We start from the raw sequence: 16,362 nt of genomic DNA, 5'->3' as shown, positions 1-16,362 counted from the left end.
TTGGAACTCAAGCCATTTGTGTATCGATCACATTGATGTTATGAAATCCAGCGGTTTGGGTATCGATGAACTTAATGTTAGGAAATCCAGCGGTTTGGGTATCGAGGAAATTGATGTTAGGAAATCCAGCGGTTTGGATATCGAGGACCTTAATGTTAGGAAATCCAGCGGTTTGGGTATCGAGGACTTTGATGTTAGGAAATCCAGCCGTTTGGGTATCGAGGACTTTGATGTTAGGAAATCCAGCGGTTTGGGTATCGAGGACCTTAATGTTAGGAAATCCAGCCGTTTGGGTGTCGAGGACTTTGATGTTAGGAAATCCAGCGGTTTGGGTATCGAGGACTTTGATGTTAGGAAAACCAGCCGTTTGGGTATCGAGGACCTTAATGTTAGGAAATCCAGTATGCTGTGAGTCTACATCCTTGATTGTTGATATTGCACTAGTAGATAACGCAGATAAAACTGCTACTGTAATCATTCCTTTAATCATTTTAATCTCTCTTATATTTAGTAATTCAGGCTCAGGGTTAAATAACAATATTATTTTGACAACTGAACTTGTATTTGCATTTGTTATGCCAAATATAAGAGAGAGTGATTTATTTTTTTATTTGGATTTCGTTGATGGTATTAAACTTAAGTTTATCGGCAGCAAGCATTAGCTCAAAGTCGGCTTCTCTAATAGGTTTGCTGTATATATACCCTTGAATTTCCTCACAATTAAGTGCTTTTAAAATGTTTAATTGAGCCGTTTGTTCTACACCTTCACCTACCACAGTCAGTCCCATATTGTGGGCTATGGTAATAATTGAATCGACCATCTTGAGATCTCGGTCGGATTTATCAATGTCATCGACAAAGGTTTTATCAATTTTTAAGCAGTTAATCGGGAATCTTTTTAGATATGACAAAGAGGAGTAACCGGTACCAAAGTCGTCAAGTGCCAAGCTAACGCCCATTTTTGCTAATTGTTGCATCACCTTAATCGCTTGCTCTGGATTTTTAATCACAGTCCCTTCAGTGATCTCAAGTTCTAAGTGTTTAGCTGGTAATTTTGTGAGTCGTAAAATTGACTCTATTCGTTGTTGCAGATCAGGAAGAGCAAATTGCCTTGACGATAAATTGACAGCAACTCTGCCACTAAACAGGCCTGATTCGAGCCATTTTTGCGCGGCAAAGCAAGCTTTTCTTAGCACCACGTCACCAATTTCAACAATCAAACCATTTTCTTCGGCTAAAGGAATAAATTCATTCGGTCCTATCAAGCCTAATTTAGGATGATTTAATCTTACCAATGCTTCCATACCGGTGAGACGATCTTTCTTCACATCAATTTTAGGTTGGTAATAGACTTCAAATAAATCGTCTTTGAGTGCTTCTCTGATTAAGGTTTCTATTTCAAGTTGACGTAATGCGTTTTGGTTTAATGATTCTGAATAGAACTGATAGCGATTACCACCACCAGATTTTGCGTGATACATGGCGATGTCTGCTTTACGTAATAATGCTTGCTCGTTTTGCTCATCTTCAGGGTAAAGTACAATACCAATACTAATACCGAGTACGAGTGAATCATTATTAAGAATAAAAGCCGGCTTTAAACAATTAATCACTTGTGTGGCAATGGCGGCGCATGCACCTATATCAGGATGTTGATCGACGAGTAAGGCAAATTCATCTCCTCCAAGGCGATATAGGCTGGCATGTTTGGGAATGGCTAATTTAATTCGCTCTGCTACACCAATTAATAAATCATCACCAATCTGATGGCCTAAAGAATCGTTAATACGCTTAAAATTATCTAAATCAAGCACCATTAACGTATGATGAATATCTTTTTTGACTAGGTTACTCAGTGTGACTTGCAAACTAGAGCGATTAGGTAAACCGGTAAGTAAGTCATTGTTAGTCAGCTTTCTGAGCTCTTCTTCCTGTTGTTTACGACGCGTTATATCTGAGAAAACACCGACATAATGGCTGGTTTCGCCTTGTTCATTGTAGATGGCATCAATGGTTAGCTCCATTAAGAAGAAATTATCTTTACCTTTACTGGCTTCAATTTCGCCGCTCCAACGACCTTGTTGTTTTAGTAAGTTTCTTATTTGTTCAGAATAGCTCGCTGGGTAGCGAGTGAAGTTGAGTATTTCATCGACAAATTTTTCTCTTGTTAATTCACTGAGTTCGCAGCAAGCTTCATTTACTTCAACAAATTGATATTTTTCATCAAGAATAAACATCCCCTCAGAGATATTTTCAATAGCTCTTGCAAATAAACGCAATTGCTCTTCTGCTTGTTTTATATTATTGATGTCTTTAATCGTGCCAGTCATACGCAAAGGTCGATCTTTTTGATCGCGCTCGACAATTTTTGCTCTATCTAAAATCCATATCCATTGCTGGTTACGTGCTTTGACTCGATATGCTATTTCAAAATGGTCTGTCAGTGCGCTAAAGTGATCATTTAACGCTTTGGTCACCCGTTCTCTATCAAGAGGGTGGATATTACTTTCTTCATCAGGATTACCCGAGCGACGACCGTCTTGAGGGAAGTCTAAAGAGCCCCAGATATTCGAACGGTAAATTTTGCCACTTTCAATATCCCAGTCCCACATCTCATCGCCACTTCCCCACAAAGACAGTTTTAACCGCTCTTCGCTTTGGGCTATTTGTTTTTGGATTTGTCTACGTCGATTAATTGATTTTATTAAAAATATAATTATGGATAGGATTAATATGGCATAAAAAACTTTTGCTTCAATTGATAACCACCAAGGTGGTGTTATTTGGATTTTTAGAATTTTTGTTTCGGTTGTTTTTTTTGTGAGAAGATCAATACCATGGACTTTAAATGTATAACTCCCTTGCGATAAGTTAGTATATGTAGCAGAATTATTTTCTTTGGCAGGAACCCATTGTTTTTCTAAGTCTTCTAGGTAATAGTAAAATTCAAATCGATTACTTTTATATCCATTAATATTAAACTTTATTGAGAATGGATAGTCAGAATACCTCAGTGTTATTTCTTTTTGATTGTTTATTGATTTATTTAATATTTTACCATCTATTGGAACCGAGCTATTAAATAATAGAAGGTCTTGAAGTTGAACTTTGTATTGTTGTTCATCATTAATTTGGCTAATAAGCTTTTGTGGTTCGATTAAACTAATTCCAGTAGTGCCACCTAGAAATAAATTATCATCGATTACCATTGCAGATTGAACATTATAGTCTTCAAGTACACCATTAGATTCATTTAATGTGTAAATATTTTCATTGTATAATAGATTTATTTCACCGTTAGAGTTGGATACGACTATGTTTTTGATTTTATTTATTGAATAAGTAATTTTTTTGTTTTTAATTATTTCTTTGATTGTTAAATCATCTTTGTTGATTGAGTATAAAGATGTTCTAGTACCAAAAATAACTTTATTATCTAATCTCATCAAATTTATCGAGAGATCATCATTAAATATTTTTGTATATTTATTACCATCGCTTATGAATATTCCATCTTGTGATGCTATCCATAATTTCGAATCTACCATCAAAGTATCATGAATAGGATAATTTATATTTGTATCAATTTTATTGGTAATTTCATTGTTGTCGTTAAATTCAAATATATCACCATCAAATGTACCTGCGATGAAGGTGTTGTCATTTTTCTTATTTAGATGGGTAATATGACCATCAGTTATTTTGACTATCTTATTTGTCGCCAAGTTTAATGATAGTAATTTCTCTGTGGTGCCTACATAAAGGTTATCATTGCTAGCAATTAAAAATATTGATCCTGAAGGAATATCCATTTTTATTTTTGATATCAATTTAAAATCCATTGAATATTTATAAATGACTTGGTCATCACTAACAATAAAAATATTTTTTTTATTGTTAGTCATAGACCAAACATTTTTTATATTGGATTTCAGTTTTTTAACATAATTGGCATCAGATTTAATTATATAAAACCCTTTGTTTAGATCTGATATGAATATTTTATCATCACCTCTTGATATATATTTACTTTTTGATTGGAAACTTTTATTGTTGATTATACCAATTTTTGATATTGATCCATCTTGAGATATTACGTCTAATTCATTATCACTTATCGCAAGAATATCTCTTTCTTTTTCTGAAAATAAGTTATCAAACTTCTTCTCTGATATTTTTTCTAAAAAACCATCTTTGTAGCTATATAGTCCTGACTCTTTCGAAATTAATATTTGTTGATCGTTTTTTATAATGTCAATACTTTTTTCAGATATTACTTTGACTAAGTTATCTTTTATTTCATATATAACCCCATCATAATTTCTTATTAAAATGCTATTGTTCAGTATAAAAGCTCTTTTAATTTCTTTTATTTTGTTGTTGGTGAAACTATATTTTATATTTTTTAAGTTATCATCTAAAATTATTATTTTATTTTTCAGTCCAATAATATATCCATCATTATCATGACTTAATGACCAAATCTGTTCATCCTTTATGGCTTCGTCGATTTCAGTTTTCTCAAAATTTTCTTTATCACTATTATAAATAACTAAACCTTTGTCAGTACCAATGATAATACGACCCAACTTATCAATAGTTAAATTTCGAATGAAAGAACTCGGTAATCCTGAGTTTTCATCAGCATAAAAGTGTTTGAAATGTAGACCATCAAATCGATTGAGACCATTTATCGTTCCAATCCATATATATCCATCTTCATCTTCAATAATACTCGTTACAGTGCCTTGAGAAAGACCTTCTGATACGGTGTATGATTCGAAATTTAATTCGATATCAAAATTAGAATTCACAAGATCACTATCCACAGATGCATTTACTGAAATGCTGTAGATAGAACATAAATAAACACATATGAAGAGTAAAATTTTAGGCATAATTTTTATACTTATTCTCTTTCGATGCCGCAAAGAAGTCGATGATTTGTCTACTTTTTCAGAAACTAAGAGGTTTGTCAAAAGCATGTTAACAAAAAAGGTCTGATTGATAGAATATTAGGCAATTATTACCATAAAATGCTTAAATAACTATTTTTTAATCAACTGGTTAACTAATACGAAAGTTTTATTTGGTATTTCGTACTATTAATTGTAGCTAAGACGATTTGTTAACATAATCGTAGCCTACTTGGTATATGACGCCTTTTAGCTAGAGACATTTGCTAAAACTGAAATTTATCAGCTTGCTGTTTAAATGTTTTTAAGTCTTCGATCATATTATCTGAACTTAAGCTTGCTTGATTGTGATGTTGATCTCCACTGTTAAATAGGACTAAACGATCACAATCTTTACTGCGCATGTGCGCAACCATAAACTTAATCAAGTCTGCTCTGGTGAGCTTTTCGACTTCCGATACGACCAATTCACGTTGATTAAATTTATAGTCTCGATTACCTAAGCTTACCCAGTAGCGTTGGCTGCGGGTTTTTAGGTTGGTATCGTGTTCCATGATTTGGCTAATCATGCCTTGCTTGGTGCTTTCCCATTGTTCATTCGTTATTTGCATCACTGCATAATTAAAGTCAGCGATGAATTCATCTATAGCTTCAAGAAGTTGCCTTGGCCCCGTAGTAGGAGACTGCACATAAAAAATTATTCCAGGGTGTCTGTTTAACGGTAAATAACCTGTTCCCACCATATAGCCCAATTGCTGTTTGGTGCGCAGTTCATGAAAAAAGGTTGATGACATTGTATGGTTTAATAAACTGAATAATGCAACACGTTCGGGAGTCGCCTTTCGGGACTGATAGTAAACAATAATCGCGCTATCTTGATGAGCAATTGTTTTCTCCCGCAGTAATGAACCTCTTTTATCCAGATTAATCAATTCGCGTGATGCTTCTGCGCTTGGTTTTGTGACTAATGATAATAAATGCTGTAAGCGCTTGCCTAGTTGCTGCGCTTCTTCAACCAGCCAGTCACCGTATACTAGGCCTTCAAGATAAATTTTTTCATAAAATACACTTACATGTTGATGTAAATCATCAAGGCTTAGCAGCGTAAGTTCTTCAGCCATTCTGGCCGGTTCAAAACTTCTTTTTTGCAGTGTCACGGTTAGGCTGGTAAATAACTGTGATATCGGTTTGGCTTGAGCAACGTTATTCCAACTACGTAATATCTGATTTTTAATCATGTTAAAGCGTTGCTCGGTAAAGTTACGCTCGCGGGCTTTATTGATGATTAGAGTGAGCAGTTTTTCTTGGTTACCAGTAAAACCGGTTAAATGCAGAGTAATACCACCTTGGTGGGGGTAAATATTATAGTTAAGCCCAGCAACCTCTGCTTGGTATGTTGGTTCTGCTAGGTAATCAATTAGCATTTCAACGTACAGTCTTGTTAATGCTGCTTGTCTTGGTGTTGAGCTAGCTTGCTCTGAGTCTAGAGATAAATATAAATGCCCTTTAGGGACATTAAATTCATCATCTTTTTTATGCCAAATGCGATAACCTTCGCCTTCAGCAACAATGGTTGGTACTTGTGTATTGCTTTTGTTTGCTCGAGCTTGCGGATTGGCGACAATAAACGGATTTTTTTCAGGCAGCTTGAGCTCATCTCTTATGGAGACTAATGACCATTTTGCGATTTGCTGGGGCTGTAATGCTCTAACTTGATAAGGAGTGTTGTACCAGTCAGCGTGACTATCGACTTGAGACTCTTTCGCTACCGTGAGCAAACGCATATTGCTCACCGACATCATGCCAAGCAGTTGTGTAGTTTCATCCTCGAGCATCTCATCCATACGATAGTCGCCATAGATAATGTCTTCAATATCGTAATGGTGCATGTTAATACTAAGATGACTCGCTAGATCCAAGGTTTTAATTTGTTCTTGAAACCGAAATGCCGTATCAAGTAAGTTGGCTCGTTCTTGGTAACGCCACGCTTGAATACCTTGCTGTTTAATTAGCTCGATGTATTCAAAAACACAACTAACCACTTCATCAAGTTCTATCAATCCTTTGTCGGTTAATTGTATGCTGATTGAGTAATCTTTAAAGTTGTAGCCGTTAACACCACCGCCCGCAGATAAATTATTGGCTAGCCCATGTATTTTTAAATACGAAAGCAAACTTCCCGGACTTTCATTACCGAGTAAGTGGCTGATAAATGTAAGCGGTTTACGTTTATAAAATTGGTCTATCTCTGGCAGGGAAAAACTAATACTGACTCGTTTTTGATCTTTTAACGGTATTATTTGTATGTGCTTTTGTTGTTCAGCCTGTGTTATTAAAGCTTCACAAGGATAGTGTTTACTTACATTTCTATTGAGGATGTTTGAAAAGTATTGCTCAACAATGCTTTCTAGTTTGGCTATAGGGCAGGGGGCGACCACGCACAATGTCATGATATTTGCGCTGTAATGTTGTTGATAAAAAGCCAGCAGTTCATCTCTTATGCCTGCTTGTTTGCCTGCTAAGGTTTTTTGGTTACCTACAGAGAATTTTGAAAACGGATGCTTTGGGTTAACGGTTTCTTTTTGGACTTGATAAACACGGCGAATGTCATCTTTTAATTTCAAACCGAATTCAGATTCGATTGCTTGCCTTTCTCTATCAACCAGCTCTAAATCAAACTTAGGTGCAATGAAAAATTGGCTAAATCTGTCTAGTGAACCTTCTAAGGCTTCAGCGTTAATACTGTAGAAAAAATTTGTTTGTTCAGTACCTGTCCATGCATTATTACTGCCGCCATGTTGATTAATGTAAGCATGATACTCGCCTGAGTCTGGATATTTTTCAGTCCCTAAAAACAACATATGTTCAAGAAAATGTGCCATACCAGGACGCTCAACCGGATCGTCAAAATGACCAACACTCACCGCCATAGAAGCAGCGGCTTGATTTGATTGCATATCTTCAACCAGCAGTACTTTGAGTTGGTTATTTAACACTCGATATTGGTACTGGCGATGATCATTTTGGCTTTTATAAACTGCTGGAAATTCAGGCAAGAGGAGGCTCCAGAAAAGATAACTTGTTATATATTGATCTTGTTATTACTTTTTAGCAAATTACCTTGGGCAGTTTTATCCTATTATCGACTAAAGTTTATCTTAATATGCTTAATTCTAGGTTTGTTGTTACGAGGATTAACGCTACAATTGGGTCATAATGAGAATAAAAATATCTTGAGAGAAGTATGCAGCTATTTTTGATGCGCCATGGTGAAGCGAGTTTGAATGCACCGTCAGACAGAGAACGAAAGTTAACTGACAATGGTCGAATTCAGACGGGCGATATGGCTAATTGGTTAGCAAGACAAGTCAGTCATTTTGACTTGGTGATTGTGAGTCCGTATTTACGATCTCAGCAAACATGGCAAAAAGTCAGTAAACACTTACCTGAACCGCGTAAGTTGCTGGTACTTGACGATGTTACTCCTTCCGGTGATGCAATAAGAGCGGTTGATCTTGTCTTAGCTTATGCCGAACAATATAAGGCAGATAATGTCTTGGTTATTGCTCATATGCCTCTTTTAGGCTTTATGGTTAGTGAGCTTGTGGCTGGTATGGAACCGCCTTTGTTTGCTACTTCTGCAGTGGCTCATATTGACAAACATGCTCAAAATGCCAGTTTCGTAGCAATGACAGCACCACATCAAGTTGTTGTGTAATGGTAATTGCGTGTTGAATAAAACCAGTTTGCAAAAAAGGTAAGTGATTACTTACCTTTTTACTGTCCGCGCTTATTTTCTCAAATTAACGTCGGTGAGGATGATCACCAATATCAATCAATACTAACAACGCTGCATCACCGCCCCATTCTTTTGGTGCTTGGTGAAAAGCTTTTACGTTTGGATGTTGTGCTAGCCACATTGGCGTTTGTTGCTTTAAAATTCCCATTCCATAACCGTGCATTACACTGCAACATATTATGCTTTGCTTAACGCATGCTTGAATCAGTGCCGCTAATTCAAGTTTAGCTTCTGCTTGTCGCATTCCATGTAAATCTAACAATAGGTCGGGTGAATAGTCCCCGCGTCTTAAACGTTTCAATTCATGTTTATCTGTGTTGGAATTAATCCAGCGCATAGGTCCATCGACCGGCATAAGCGGCTGATATATGTCCGAAAAATAACTATCAGCATGAATCTGACGTTCTTTGGTTTCGAACTGTTGTTTGGCTTTGACTGGCTGTTTAAAGTGGTGAGTATCTTGCCGTAGCGGTTTGATATCTGCGATTAATGCACTAAACAGCGATGAGTCTGCATAATTATCGTGTTTCATAAGCGTATTGTATTGAATTCTAGGTCATCTTAATAGACATCAGTTACAATAGCGCAGAACAATTTTTAAGGAGTGTGTTTTGGATAAGATCTTTGTAGATGAAGCTGTCACTGAGTTAAGTACCATCGCTGATATGTTACGTTGGGCTGTTAGCCGTTTTAATGATGCCAATATTTATTATGGCCACGGAACGGATAATGCTTGGGATGAAGCGATTGCATTGGTTTTTCATGCTCTACACTTACCTGAAGAAATCGGCCAGCAAGTTATTTTAAGTAATTTAACCAGTAGCGAAAAACACAAAATCGTTGAATTAATCATTCGTCGAGTTCGTGAGCGTTTACCTGTACCGTATTTAACCAATAAAGCCAATTTTGCCGGGCTTGAATTTTATGTTGATGAACGCGTGCTTGTACCGCGTTCACCGATTGCTGAAATGATTAATAATCAATTTAGCCCTTGGTTATACAACAAGCCAGTTAATCGCATTATGGATTTATGTACTGGCAGTGCTTGTATTGCCATTGCTTGTGCTTATGCATTTGAAGATGCAGAAGTGGACGCATTAGATATTAGTGAAGATGCGCTTGAAGTTGCTCAGATTAATATTGAGTCATTGGGCGTGTTAGATCGTGTTTTCCCTATGCAATCTGATTTATTCTCGGCTATTTCTAAAGGCCCACATTACGACTTAATTGTTTCTAACCCGCCATATGTAGATGCCCAAGATATTGGTGACATGCCAGAAGAGTATCATCACGAACCTGCGATCGGATTAGCGTCTGGTAATGATGGCTTAGATTTAACCAAGCGTATCTTAGCTAATGCAGCAGATTATCTTACCGAAACCGGTTTACTGGTCGTTGAAGTAGGTAATTCAATGGTGCATTTGATTGAGCAGTATCCGGATATGCCGTTTACTTGGGTTGATTTTGAATTTGGCGGTGATGGTGTGTTTGTATTGACCCGTGATCAGCTAGTTGAAAATGAATCACTTTTCGCCATCTATAAAGATAGTGAATAATAGGCAGGTACAGCAAACGCATTACTGTAAATTTAAATAGAGGTAGTTAACGCTCATGTCAGGAAATAGTATCGGTCAAAATTTTGTGGTGACAACTTTTGGTGAAAGCCATGGTGTCGCGTTAGGTTGTATTATTGACGGCTGTCCGCCAGGACTTGAGTTAACAGTTGAAGATATGCAGCATGATTTAGATCGCCGTCGTCCTGGCACGTCTCGATATACTACTGCTCGTCGGGAAGCTGATGAAGTGAGAATTTTGTCAGGTGTGTTTGAAGGCAAAACCACTGGCACCTCTATTGGTTTATTGATTGAAAATACCGATCAACGCAGCCAAGATTACTCCGATATTAAAGACACCTTCCGTCCCGGTCATGCTGATTATACTTATCAGCAAAAGTACGGCATGCGTGATTACCGTGGCGGTGGCCGTTCGTCTGCGCGTGAAACCGCAATGCGTGTTGCCGCGGGTGCCGTAGCTAAAAAATATCTCAAGCAAGTTCATGGCATTGAAATTTATGGCTACCTTGCTCAATTAGGACCTATTTGTGCTGAGACTATCGATTTAGCTCAAATTGAACAAAATGCATTTTTCTTTCCTGATGCCGCTAAATTAGAAGCATTAGATGAGTATATGCGTGGCTTGCGCAAATCCGGCGACTCAATTGGTGCCAAAGTTACCGTTGTCGCGACTGGCGTACCAGTGGGTTTAGGCGAACCAGTATTTGACCGTCTCGATGCCGACATTGCCCATGCATTAATGGGCATTAATGCGGTTAAAGGTGTTGAAATTGGTGATGGCTTCGGGGTTGTTACTCAAAAAGGTTCCGAAGGTCGCGACTTAATGTCTCCACAAGGTTTTGCCTCTAATCATGCTGGTGGCGTTTTGGGTGGAATTTCATCTGGTCAGCCAGTCGTTGCCCATATTGCGTTAAAACCCACCTCAAGCATTAGCGTGCCAGGCCAAAGCATTACAGTGCAGGGCGAGAGTATTGAGATGATCACCAAAGGTCGCCATGATCCTTGTGTGGGCATTCGTGCAGTTCCTATTGCTGAAGCGATGCTAGCCATTGTTTTAATGGATCATTTATTAAGACATCGTGCTCAAAACCATGATGTAACCAGTCAAACGCCAGTTATCGGAATGCGCTAATGTCCTCAGTTAAGCGCGCCGAGCCAGATTTACGCTGGCTCGGCGCTTGTTATTTTTTCTTTTTTTCCATTCTCGGCATTATGGTTCCCTATTTGGGCGTTTTCTTTGATAGTCGAGGATTCAATGCCCAAGAAATTGGTTTTCTCTTGGCAATACTGATGGCGACTCGAATTGTTGCGCCTAATGTGTGGGCTGCTGTTGCTGATCGCACCGGTATGCGCTCAGAACTGATTAAGCTCGGCTCCTTTGCCGCTGCGATTACTTACACCAGTTTTTTCTTTGATGGTAGCTTCATATATCTCGCGGTCAGTCTGGCTATTTATACCTTCTTTTGGAATTCGATTCTTGCTCAATTAGAAGTCATTACCTTAGAAACCTTAGGTGATAAAGCAGAGCGTTATGGGGCTATTCGCAGTTGGGGCAGTGTGGGATATATCGTGCTGGTGATCAGTGGTGGCCTGGCAATTGATCACTGGGGGCCAGAAGTATTGCCTTATATGGGGATGATATTATTTTTAGGTTTATTTGCTTGCTCGCTCCCATTACCCGCTAATCGCAGTGTGGTGGTCAATAAATCTGAACGGCCCAAGCTGACATTTGATGCATCATTAGTGTGGTTTATGTTATCGGCAATGTTATTGCAGATGAGTGTAGGGCCATTTTATGGCTTCTTTGTATTGTATTTAAAACAGGTCGGCTACTCTGAAACAATTGCAGGAATACTGGTTGCTTTAGGCGTTTTAGCTGAAATTGTGATCTTTTTCTATTCATCGCGTCTTATCCGCCAATATGGTATTCGAGTGTTACTGGTGGTGAGTCTTTTGCTGACTTCGGTTCGCTGGTTACTGTTAGCGTTTGGCGTTGAACATGTTTCATTATTAATCGTCAGCCAATTATTACATGCATTTACCTTTGGCTTAGTGCATGCAGCATCAATTCATTTTATTCATCGGCATTTTAATGTCAGTCACCGCAGCACTGGGCAGGCATTATATGCCAGTGTTAGTTTTGGGGTGGGCGGTGCACTAGGTACATGGATAAGCGGCATGATTTGGGGCGATGGTAGTCAAACCATGTGGGTGTGGGTATTTGCTGCAAGCTGTGCATTGCTATCAATGTTTGCGGTACTGATGATCCCCAACATCAATGGTGAAGCAGCTACAAATACAACCACTGCTCAAGGTTAATTAAAACAGTATTGTCGTTATAGCAAGGAGTTGATGTGAAACGTTTTCGCTTAGGAATTATCATTAATCCACTCGCTGGTTTAGGCGGGAGTGTCGGCTTAAAAGGCTCTGATGGAGTAGCTAATGAAGCCTTAGCTAAAGGCGCCATACCTAAAGCACAACAACGTATGCAACAGGCTTTGGATGTCATTTTACCGTTTGCTGAACAAATCGATATTATTACCGCATCTGGTGACATGGGCGGGTTGTTATGTCGCCAAATGGGCTTTAGCACTCAAGAGGTGTATCGCGCTATTGAGACTCGCTCTGCTGAAAAAACATCTGCGCTAGATACACAGCAAGCGGTTAAATGCTTACTTGAGCATCAATTAGATTTGCTGTTATTTGCCGGTGGTGATGGTACTGCTCGTGATATTTACGCTGTAGTTGATGATTCTTTCCCTGTACTGGGCGTTCCCGCTGGAGTGAAAATTCATTCTGGAGTGTATGGCATTACTCCGCATGCATCGGGTGTAGTAGTCCGTATGCTATTAAACGGTGAGTTAGTCAGTTTGATGTCAGCCGATGTTATGGATATCGATGAAGTTGCGTTTAGGCAAGGCATTGTAAAAGCGAGACGATTCGGTGAGATGACGGTTCCTGCAGAGCCGCGTTACATACAAGCCGTTAAAATGGGCGGAAAAGAAGTCGATGAATTAGTGCTGGCCGACATTGCCGCTGACATAATTGAATCCATGGACGATGAACTTTATATTATGGGGTCTGGCAGCACAGTTGCCGCCGTAATGGAAGATTTAGGCTTAGCTAATACCTTGCTCGGTGTTGATGTTATTCAACATAAACAGATTGTGGCTCAGGATGTAACGGCGCAGCAACTGCTCACGTTCATTACGGATAAAAAAACGTATCCCAGCGTAAAACTGGTGATCACTTTAATCGGCGGGCAAGGGCATATTTTAGGTCGAGGTAATCAGCAGTTGTCACCTGATCTCATCAGACAAATAGAAAAAGACAATATTTTAATCTTAGCGACAAAAACTAAGTTAAAAGCACTTGAAGGTAGGCCACTTATTGTGGATAGTGGCGACCCTGAATTAGATAAAGCACTCACTGGCTATTACAAAATAGTCACGGGTTACCATGATTACGTGATGTATCAAGTAGCCAACCCAGATTTAGTGGAGAACTAGAACATGTTAGAACAGTACGATGCAGCATTAGAGTCCTGGATTGAAGACAGTGTTAGCCACAGCGACGATGATGCATTGTTTGCTTGTGGTTATTTACAAGGCCATGTCGCCGTTGTGTTAGCCGAATTAGAAATAGAGGCTGAACAAGATTTAGCAGCACTGGATCAAAAATTAGTTAAGTGCCTTGCCTTGGCAAATGAAGAATTAGATGAACATGATTTTTCATTAGTGGAAGCTGCGTGGCAGCAATTACGTCAACGTATTGTTGCTCAAGCAGCATAACTGGAATAGATAAACAGCTTTTATGGTAAATCCTTCTTCGCAAGTGACTATTGGTTTAGTCAATCCTAAGACTCCGGTTAATGTTGGCGGTATTATGCGTGCAGCAGGCTGTTACGGTGTTGATAATGTTTGCTATACCGGAAAACGCTACGAATTAGCAGCGAAGTCAGGAGATGCTCAATACGATGTCGACACTAAAGATGCAGCCAAACGGATTCCTCTGGTGGGTGTCGAATCACTACTTGATAGCGTGCCAGAAGGGGCGACGATAGTCTGTGTTGATCTGGTAGTAGGTGCTACGCCGCTGCCTTTATTTATTCATCCCGACAATGCGTTTTATATATTTGGCCCAGAAGATGGCACTATTCCACAGCAATTAATTGATGCTGCTGAGAATGTTGTCTACGTCCCCACAGTGGGCTGTATGAATTTAGCGGCTTCAGTGAATGTGTTGCTTTATGACCGATTAGCAAAAACAACTCAAGTTAGAGCCGATGATGAATTAATTAAGCAAAGCCGGGACAATAATAATCGCACCAGAGTAAAACATTGGTTGAAGTAACTTTATTTAAATCAATATTTTAGATAATAAAAATGCCGAACGAGAGATCTTTCGGCATTTTTATTATTACTGTAGCACTAGAGTAGAGATATGTTAAATAGTCGCTAGCTCTGGTACTTGAGTATTGCTTAGGTGCTGCTTCATGTTAGATTTAACGTTAGTGATACCCATACAATCTATGTTAATCAAAGCTTGATGAATTGGCTTATGTGGCAGATATGGTTACCATAGTGATTATCGATAATGACCATTGATAGTGATTTTGATATAAACCTAAAGTCACCATTATTCATTTGATGCCTTGGAACCAATCAATATTTTTCAATCAAGCCTGATTAGGCATACGCATTAGGCAGCAATATTTGGAGTATGTCATGTCGATATTAAACAATCTGGCTCAGTGGCTACCATTTGGAAAAGTACCTGAAATGGACGCCCAAGCGGTGTTTAAGCGACTTCAGAAAAATAGCATTCAAATAGTAGATGTTCGATCAAAAATGGAATGGGACAAGTCGCATATAGAAGGTTCGCTAAACCTGCCCATTACATCGCTTTCCATTAACACGATAAAACAGCTGCAATTATCACAAGAGATAACCACTGTCGTTATATGTCTCACTGCCCATCGAAGCATTCCTGGAGTTAGAAAGCTTAAACAGTTTGGGTTTACTGATGTGTATCAACTTGAAGGTGGAATGCTCAGCTGGTGGAAATTAGCATTGCCAATATCAAAATAACAGCAGAAAAAAGACGTTAACAATGACGTTAATATTTCTGCATGGTTGAGGATGTACCGTGTTGTTTGGGAGTATCAACAGCAGTTTTTTGATAATGCTGTAACACTTCACCTTCCAGAGCCCCCACAAGGTAATAAGTTAACCATTGTGAGCTAACTAGCACAATGGCTGATGAATTACATTGAAGATAGACATCTCAAAATATCTTTGAGCCCTAAGAACCCAAATTAATTTAGCGCTTAAAGACTGCGGCCCTAGGGTTATGTGAAATGATTTTTATGCATGTGATAAGTTTGATTTTATAGGGAGCCTTGAAGCAATTACGATTCCGGTTCACATTATTGTCGGTGATAAGGAGCAGATGATGTCTTTGATGTATGCTATTTTTTGAATCATAACTTACCTAAAACAGAGTTAACGATTATCGAAGCTCCAACTTACACGACCTTTTCTGACAGCCTGACTTAATCTATAAAACAATTGAGCAGTTTCTAGCAAGCCTCTAAAAAATGACAGTATTGAGTCCGAAGGGGCATTAATCGCTGTGATTAGCTATGGGAATGGTTGCATTACGATGAGGTATTAGATGAATATAGGAAGTTTACTAATAGAAAATGGTTGCGGGAGTAGGACTTGAACCTACGACCTTCGACTCTTTATTTATAAAAAGCTGAGCCCAACAAACAAGTGATTGATTTTACGATGAGGTGTTAGGTAAATATAGGAAGTTTACTAATAGAAAATGGTTGCGGGAGTAGGACTTGAACCTACGACCTTCGGGTTATGAGCCCGACGAGCTACCAACTGCTCCATCCCGCGTCCGATAAAACGCTATCAATTGTTTTTATTCTATTGATCAAAGAAATGGTTGCGGGAGTAGGACTTGATAAAAAACTACGACCTTCGACTCTTTATTTATAAAAAGCTGAGCCCGACAAGATATTATCTGCTCTATCCTGCGTCCGAAAACGCTATCAATTGTT

The 16,362-nt window shown here is 38.6% G+C and carries 12 protein-coding genes and 1 tRNA gene; 8 read left to right on the top strand and 5 right to left on the bottom strand.

Features of this window, described 5'->3' with window-relative positions:
• Positions 1–7: 7 nt before the first annotated feature.
• The 3 genes from H5123_RS03835 to H5123_RS03825 all read right to left on the bottom strand — a co-directional run bounded on the left by H5123_RS03835 (position 8) and on the right by H5123_RS03825 (position 7,972).
• Positions 8–478 carry a hypothetical protein gene (locus H5123_RS03835; RefSeq protein ID WP_182697075.1) on the bottom strand — a complete coding sequence of 157 codons (471 nt, stop codon included), beginning with the start codon at positions 476–478 and terminating at the stop codon, positions 8–10.
• Between the two features lie 121 nt (positions 479–599).
• Positions 600–4,898: an EAL domain-containing protein gene (locus tag H5123_RS03830; protein ID WP_259395582.1), complete on the bottom strand. Its 4,299-nt coding sequence runs from the start codon at positions 4,896–4,898 to the stop codon at positions 600–602.
• Positions 4,899–5,182: 284 nt separating this feature from the next.
• Complete coding sequence (locus H5123_RS03825) at positions 5,183–7,972, bottom strand: insulinase family protein (protein WP_182697073.1); 2,790 nt, start codon at positions 7,970–7,972, stop codon at positions 5,183–5,185.
• Positions 7,973–8,160: 188 nt separating this feature from the next.
• Between H5123_RS03825 and sixA the strand changes: the two genes are divergently transcribed.
• Positions 8,161–8,634: a phosphohistidine phosphatase SixA gene (gene sixA / locus H5123_RS03820; RefSeq protein WP_182697072.1), complete on the top strand. Its 474-nt coding sequence runs from the start codon at positions 8,161–8,163 to the stop codon at positions 8,632–8,634.
• Positions 8,635–8,719: 85 nt separating this feature from the next.
• On the opposite strand, the gene smrB is transcribed toward sixA, so the two are convergent.
• A complete protein-coding gene (gene smrB / locus H5123_RS03815; RefSeq protein ID WP_124016323.1) occupies positions 8,720–9,247 on the bottom strand; it encodes an endonuclease SmrB in 528 nt (175 codons plus the stop codon).
• A 79-nt stretch (positions 9,248–9,326) separates the two neighbouring features.
• On the opposite strand from smrB, the gene prmB reads away from it, so the two are divergent.
• The 7 genes from prmB to H5123_RS03780 all read left to right on the top strand — a co-directional run bounded on the left by prmB (position 9,327) and on the right by H5123_RS03780 (position 15,379).
• The gene (gene prmB, locus H5123_RS03810; protein WP_124016324.1) at positions 9,327–10,271 is read left to right on the top strand and encodes a 50S ribosomal protein L3 N(5)-glutamine methyltransferase; all 945 of its coding nucleotides are present in this window, start codon (positions 9,327–9,329) and stop codon (positions 10,269–10,271) included.
• Between the two features lie 55 nt (positions 10,272–10,326).
• On the top strand, positions 10,327–11,421 hold the full coding sequence (gene aroC / locus H5123_RS03805; protein WP_124016325.1) for a chorismate synthase: 1,095 nt from the start codon (positions 10,327–10,329) through the stop codon (positions 11,419–11,421).
• A complete protein-coding gene (locus H5123_RS03800; RefSeq protein ID WP_124016326.1) occupies positions 11,421–12,608 on the top strand; it encodes an MFS transporter in 1,188 nt (395 codons plus the stop codon). The genes aroC and H5123_RS03800 overlap by 1 nt, the downstream gene beginning before the upstream one ends.
• A 35-nt stretch (positions 12,609–12,643) precedes the next feature.
• Entirely contained in the window at positions 12,644–13,798 is a 1,155-nt protein-coding gene (locus H5123_RS03795; protein ID WP_182697071.1) for an ATP-NAD kinase family protein, read from the top strand.
• 3 nt (positions 13,799–13,801) lie between these two features.
• Positions 13,802–14,080, top strand: coding sequence for a YfcL family protein (locus tag H5123_RS03790; RefSeq protein WP_124016328.1), 279 nt, complete (start codon positions 13,802–13,804; stop codon positions 14,078–14,080).
• A 22-nt stretch (positions 14,081–14,102) separates the two neighbouring features.
• The gene (locus H5123_RS03785) at positions 14,103–14,642 is read left to right on the top strand and encodes an RNA methyltransferase (RefSeq protein ID WP_124016329.1); all 540 of its coding nucleotides are present in this window, start codon (positions 14,103–14,105) and stop codon (positions 14,640–14,642) included.
• Between the two features lie 374 nt (positions 14,643–15,016).
• Complete coding sequence (locus H5123_RS03780) at positions 15,017–15,379, top strand: rhodanese-like domain-containing protein (RefSeq protein WP_182697070.1); 363 nt, start codon at positions 15,017–15,019, stop codon at positions 15,377–15,379.
• 743 nt (positions 15,380–16,122) lie between these two features.
• Here H5123_RS03780 and H5123_RS03775 read toward each other — a convergent pair.
• Positions 16,123–16,198: transfer RNA gene (locus H5123_RS03775), tRNA-Met, on the bottom strand.
• Positions 16,199–16,362: the final 164 nt, after the last annotated feature.

The organism is Shewanella sp. SR43-4, from assembly GCF_014163845.1.
Classification (GTDB): domain Bacteria; phylum Pseudomonadota; class Gammaproteobacteria; order Enterobacterales; family Shewanellaceae; genus Shewanella; species Shewanella vesiculosa.
Note: the sequence above shows the minus strand (reverse complement) of the source record. Positions and strands in the feature narration are given on the sequence as shown.

Coding starts and splice junctions, on each gene's coding strand:
- H5123_RS03835 (WP_182697075.1), bottom strand. CDS start 478: ATGATTACAGTAGCAGTTTTATCTGCGTTATCTACTAGTGCAATATCA.
- H5123_RS03830 (WP_259395582.1), bottom strand. CDS start 4,898: ATGCCTAAAATTTTACTCTTCATATGTGTTTATTTATGTTCTATCTAC.
- sixA (WP_182697072.1), top strand. CDS start 8,161: ATGCAGCTATTTTTGATGCGCCATGGTGAAGCGAGTTTGAATGCACCG.
- smrB (WP_124016323.1), bottom strand. CDS start 9,247: ATGAAACACGATAATTATGCAGACTCATCGCTGTTTAGTGCATTAATC.
- aroC (WP_124016325.1), top strand. CDS start 10,327: ATGTCAGGAAATAGTATCGGTCAAAATTTTGTGGTGACAACTTTTGGT.
- H5123_RS03800 (WP_124016326.1), top strand. CDS start 11,421: ATGTCCTCAGTTAAGCGCGCCGAGCCAGATTTACGCTGGCTCGGCGCT.
- H5123_RS03790 (WP_124016328.1), top strand. CDS start 13,802: ATGTTAGAACAGTACGATGCAGCATTAGAGTCCTGGATTGAAGACAGT.
- H5123_RS03785 (WP_124016329.1), top strand. CDS start 14,103: ATGGTAAATCCTTCTTCGCAAGTGACTATTGGTTTAGTCAATCCTAAG.
- H5123_RS03780 (WP_182697070.1), top strand. CDS start 15,017: ATGTCGATATTAAACAATCTGGCTCAGTGGCTACCATTTGGAAAAGTA.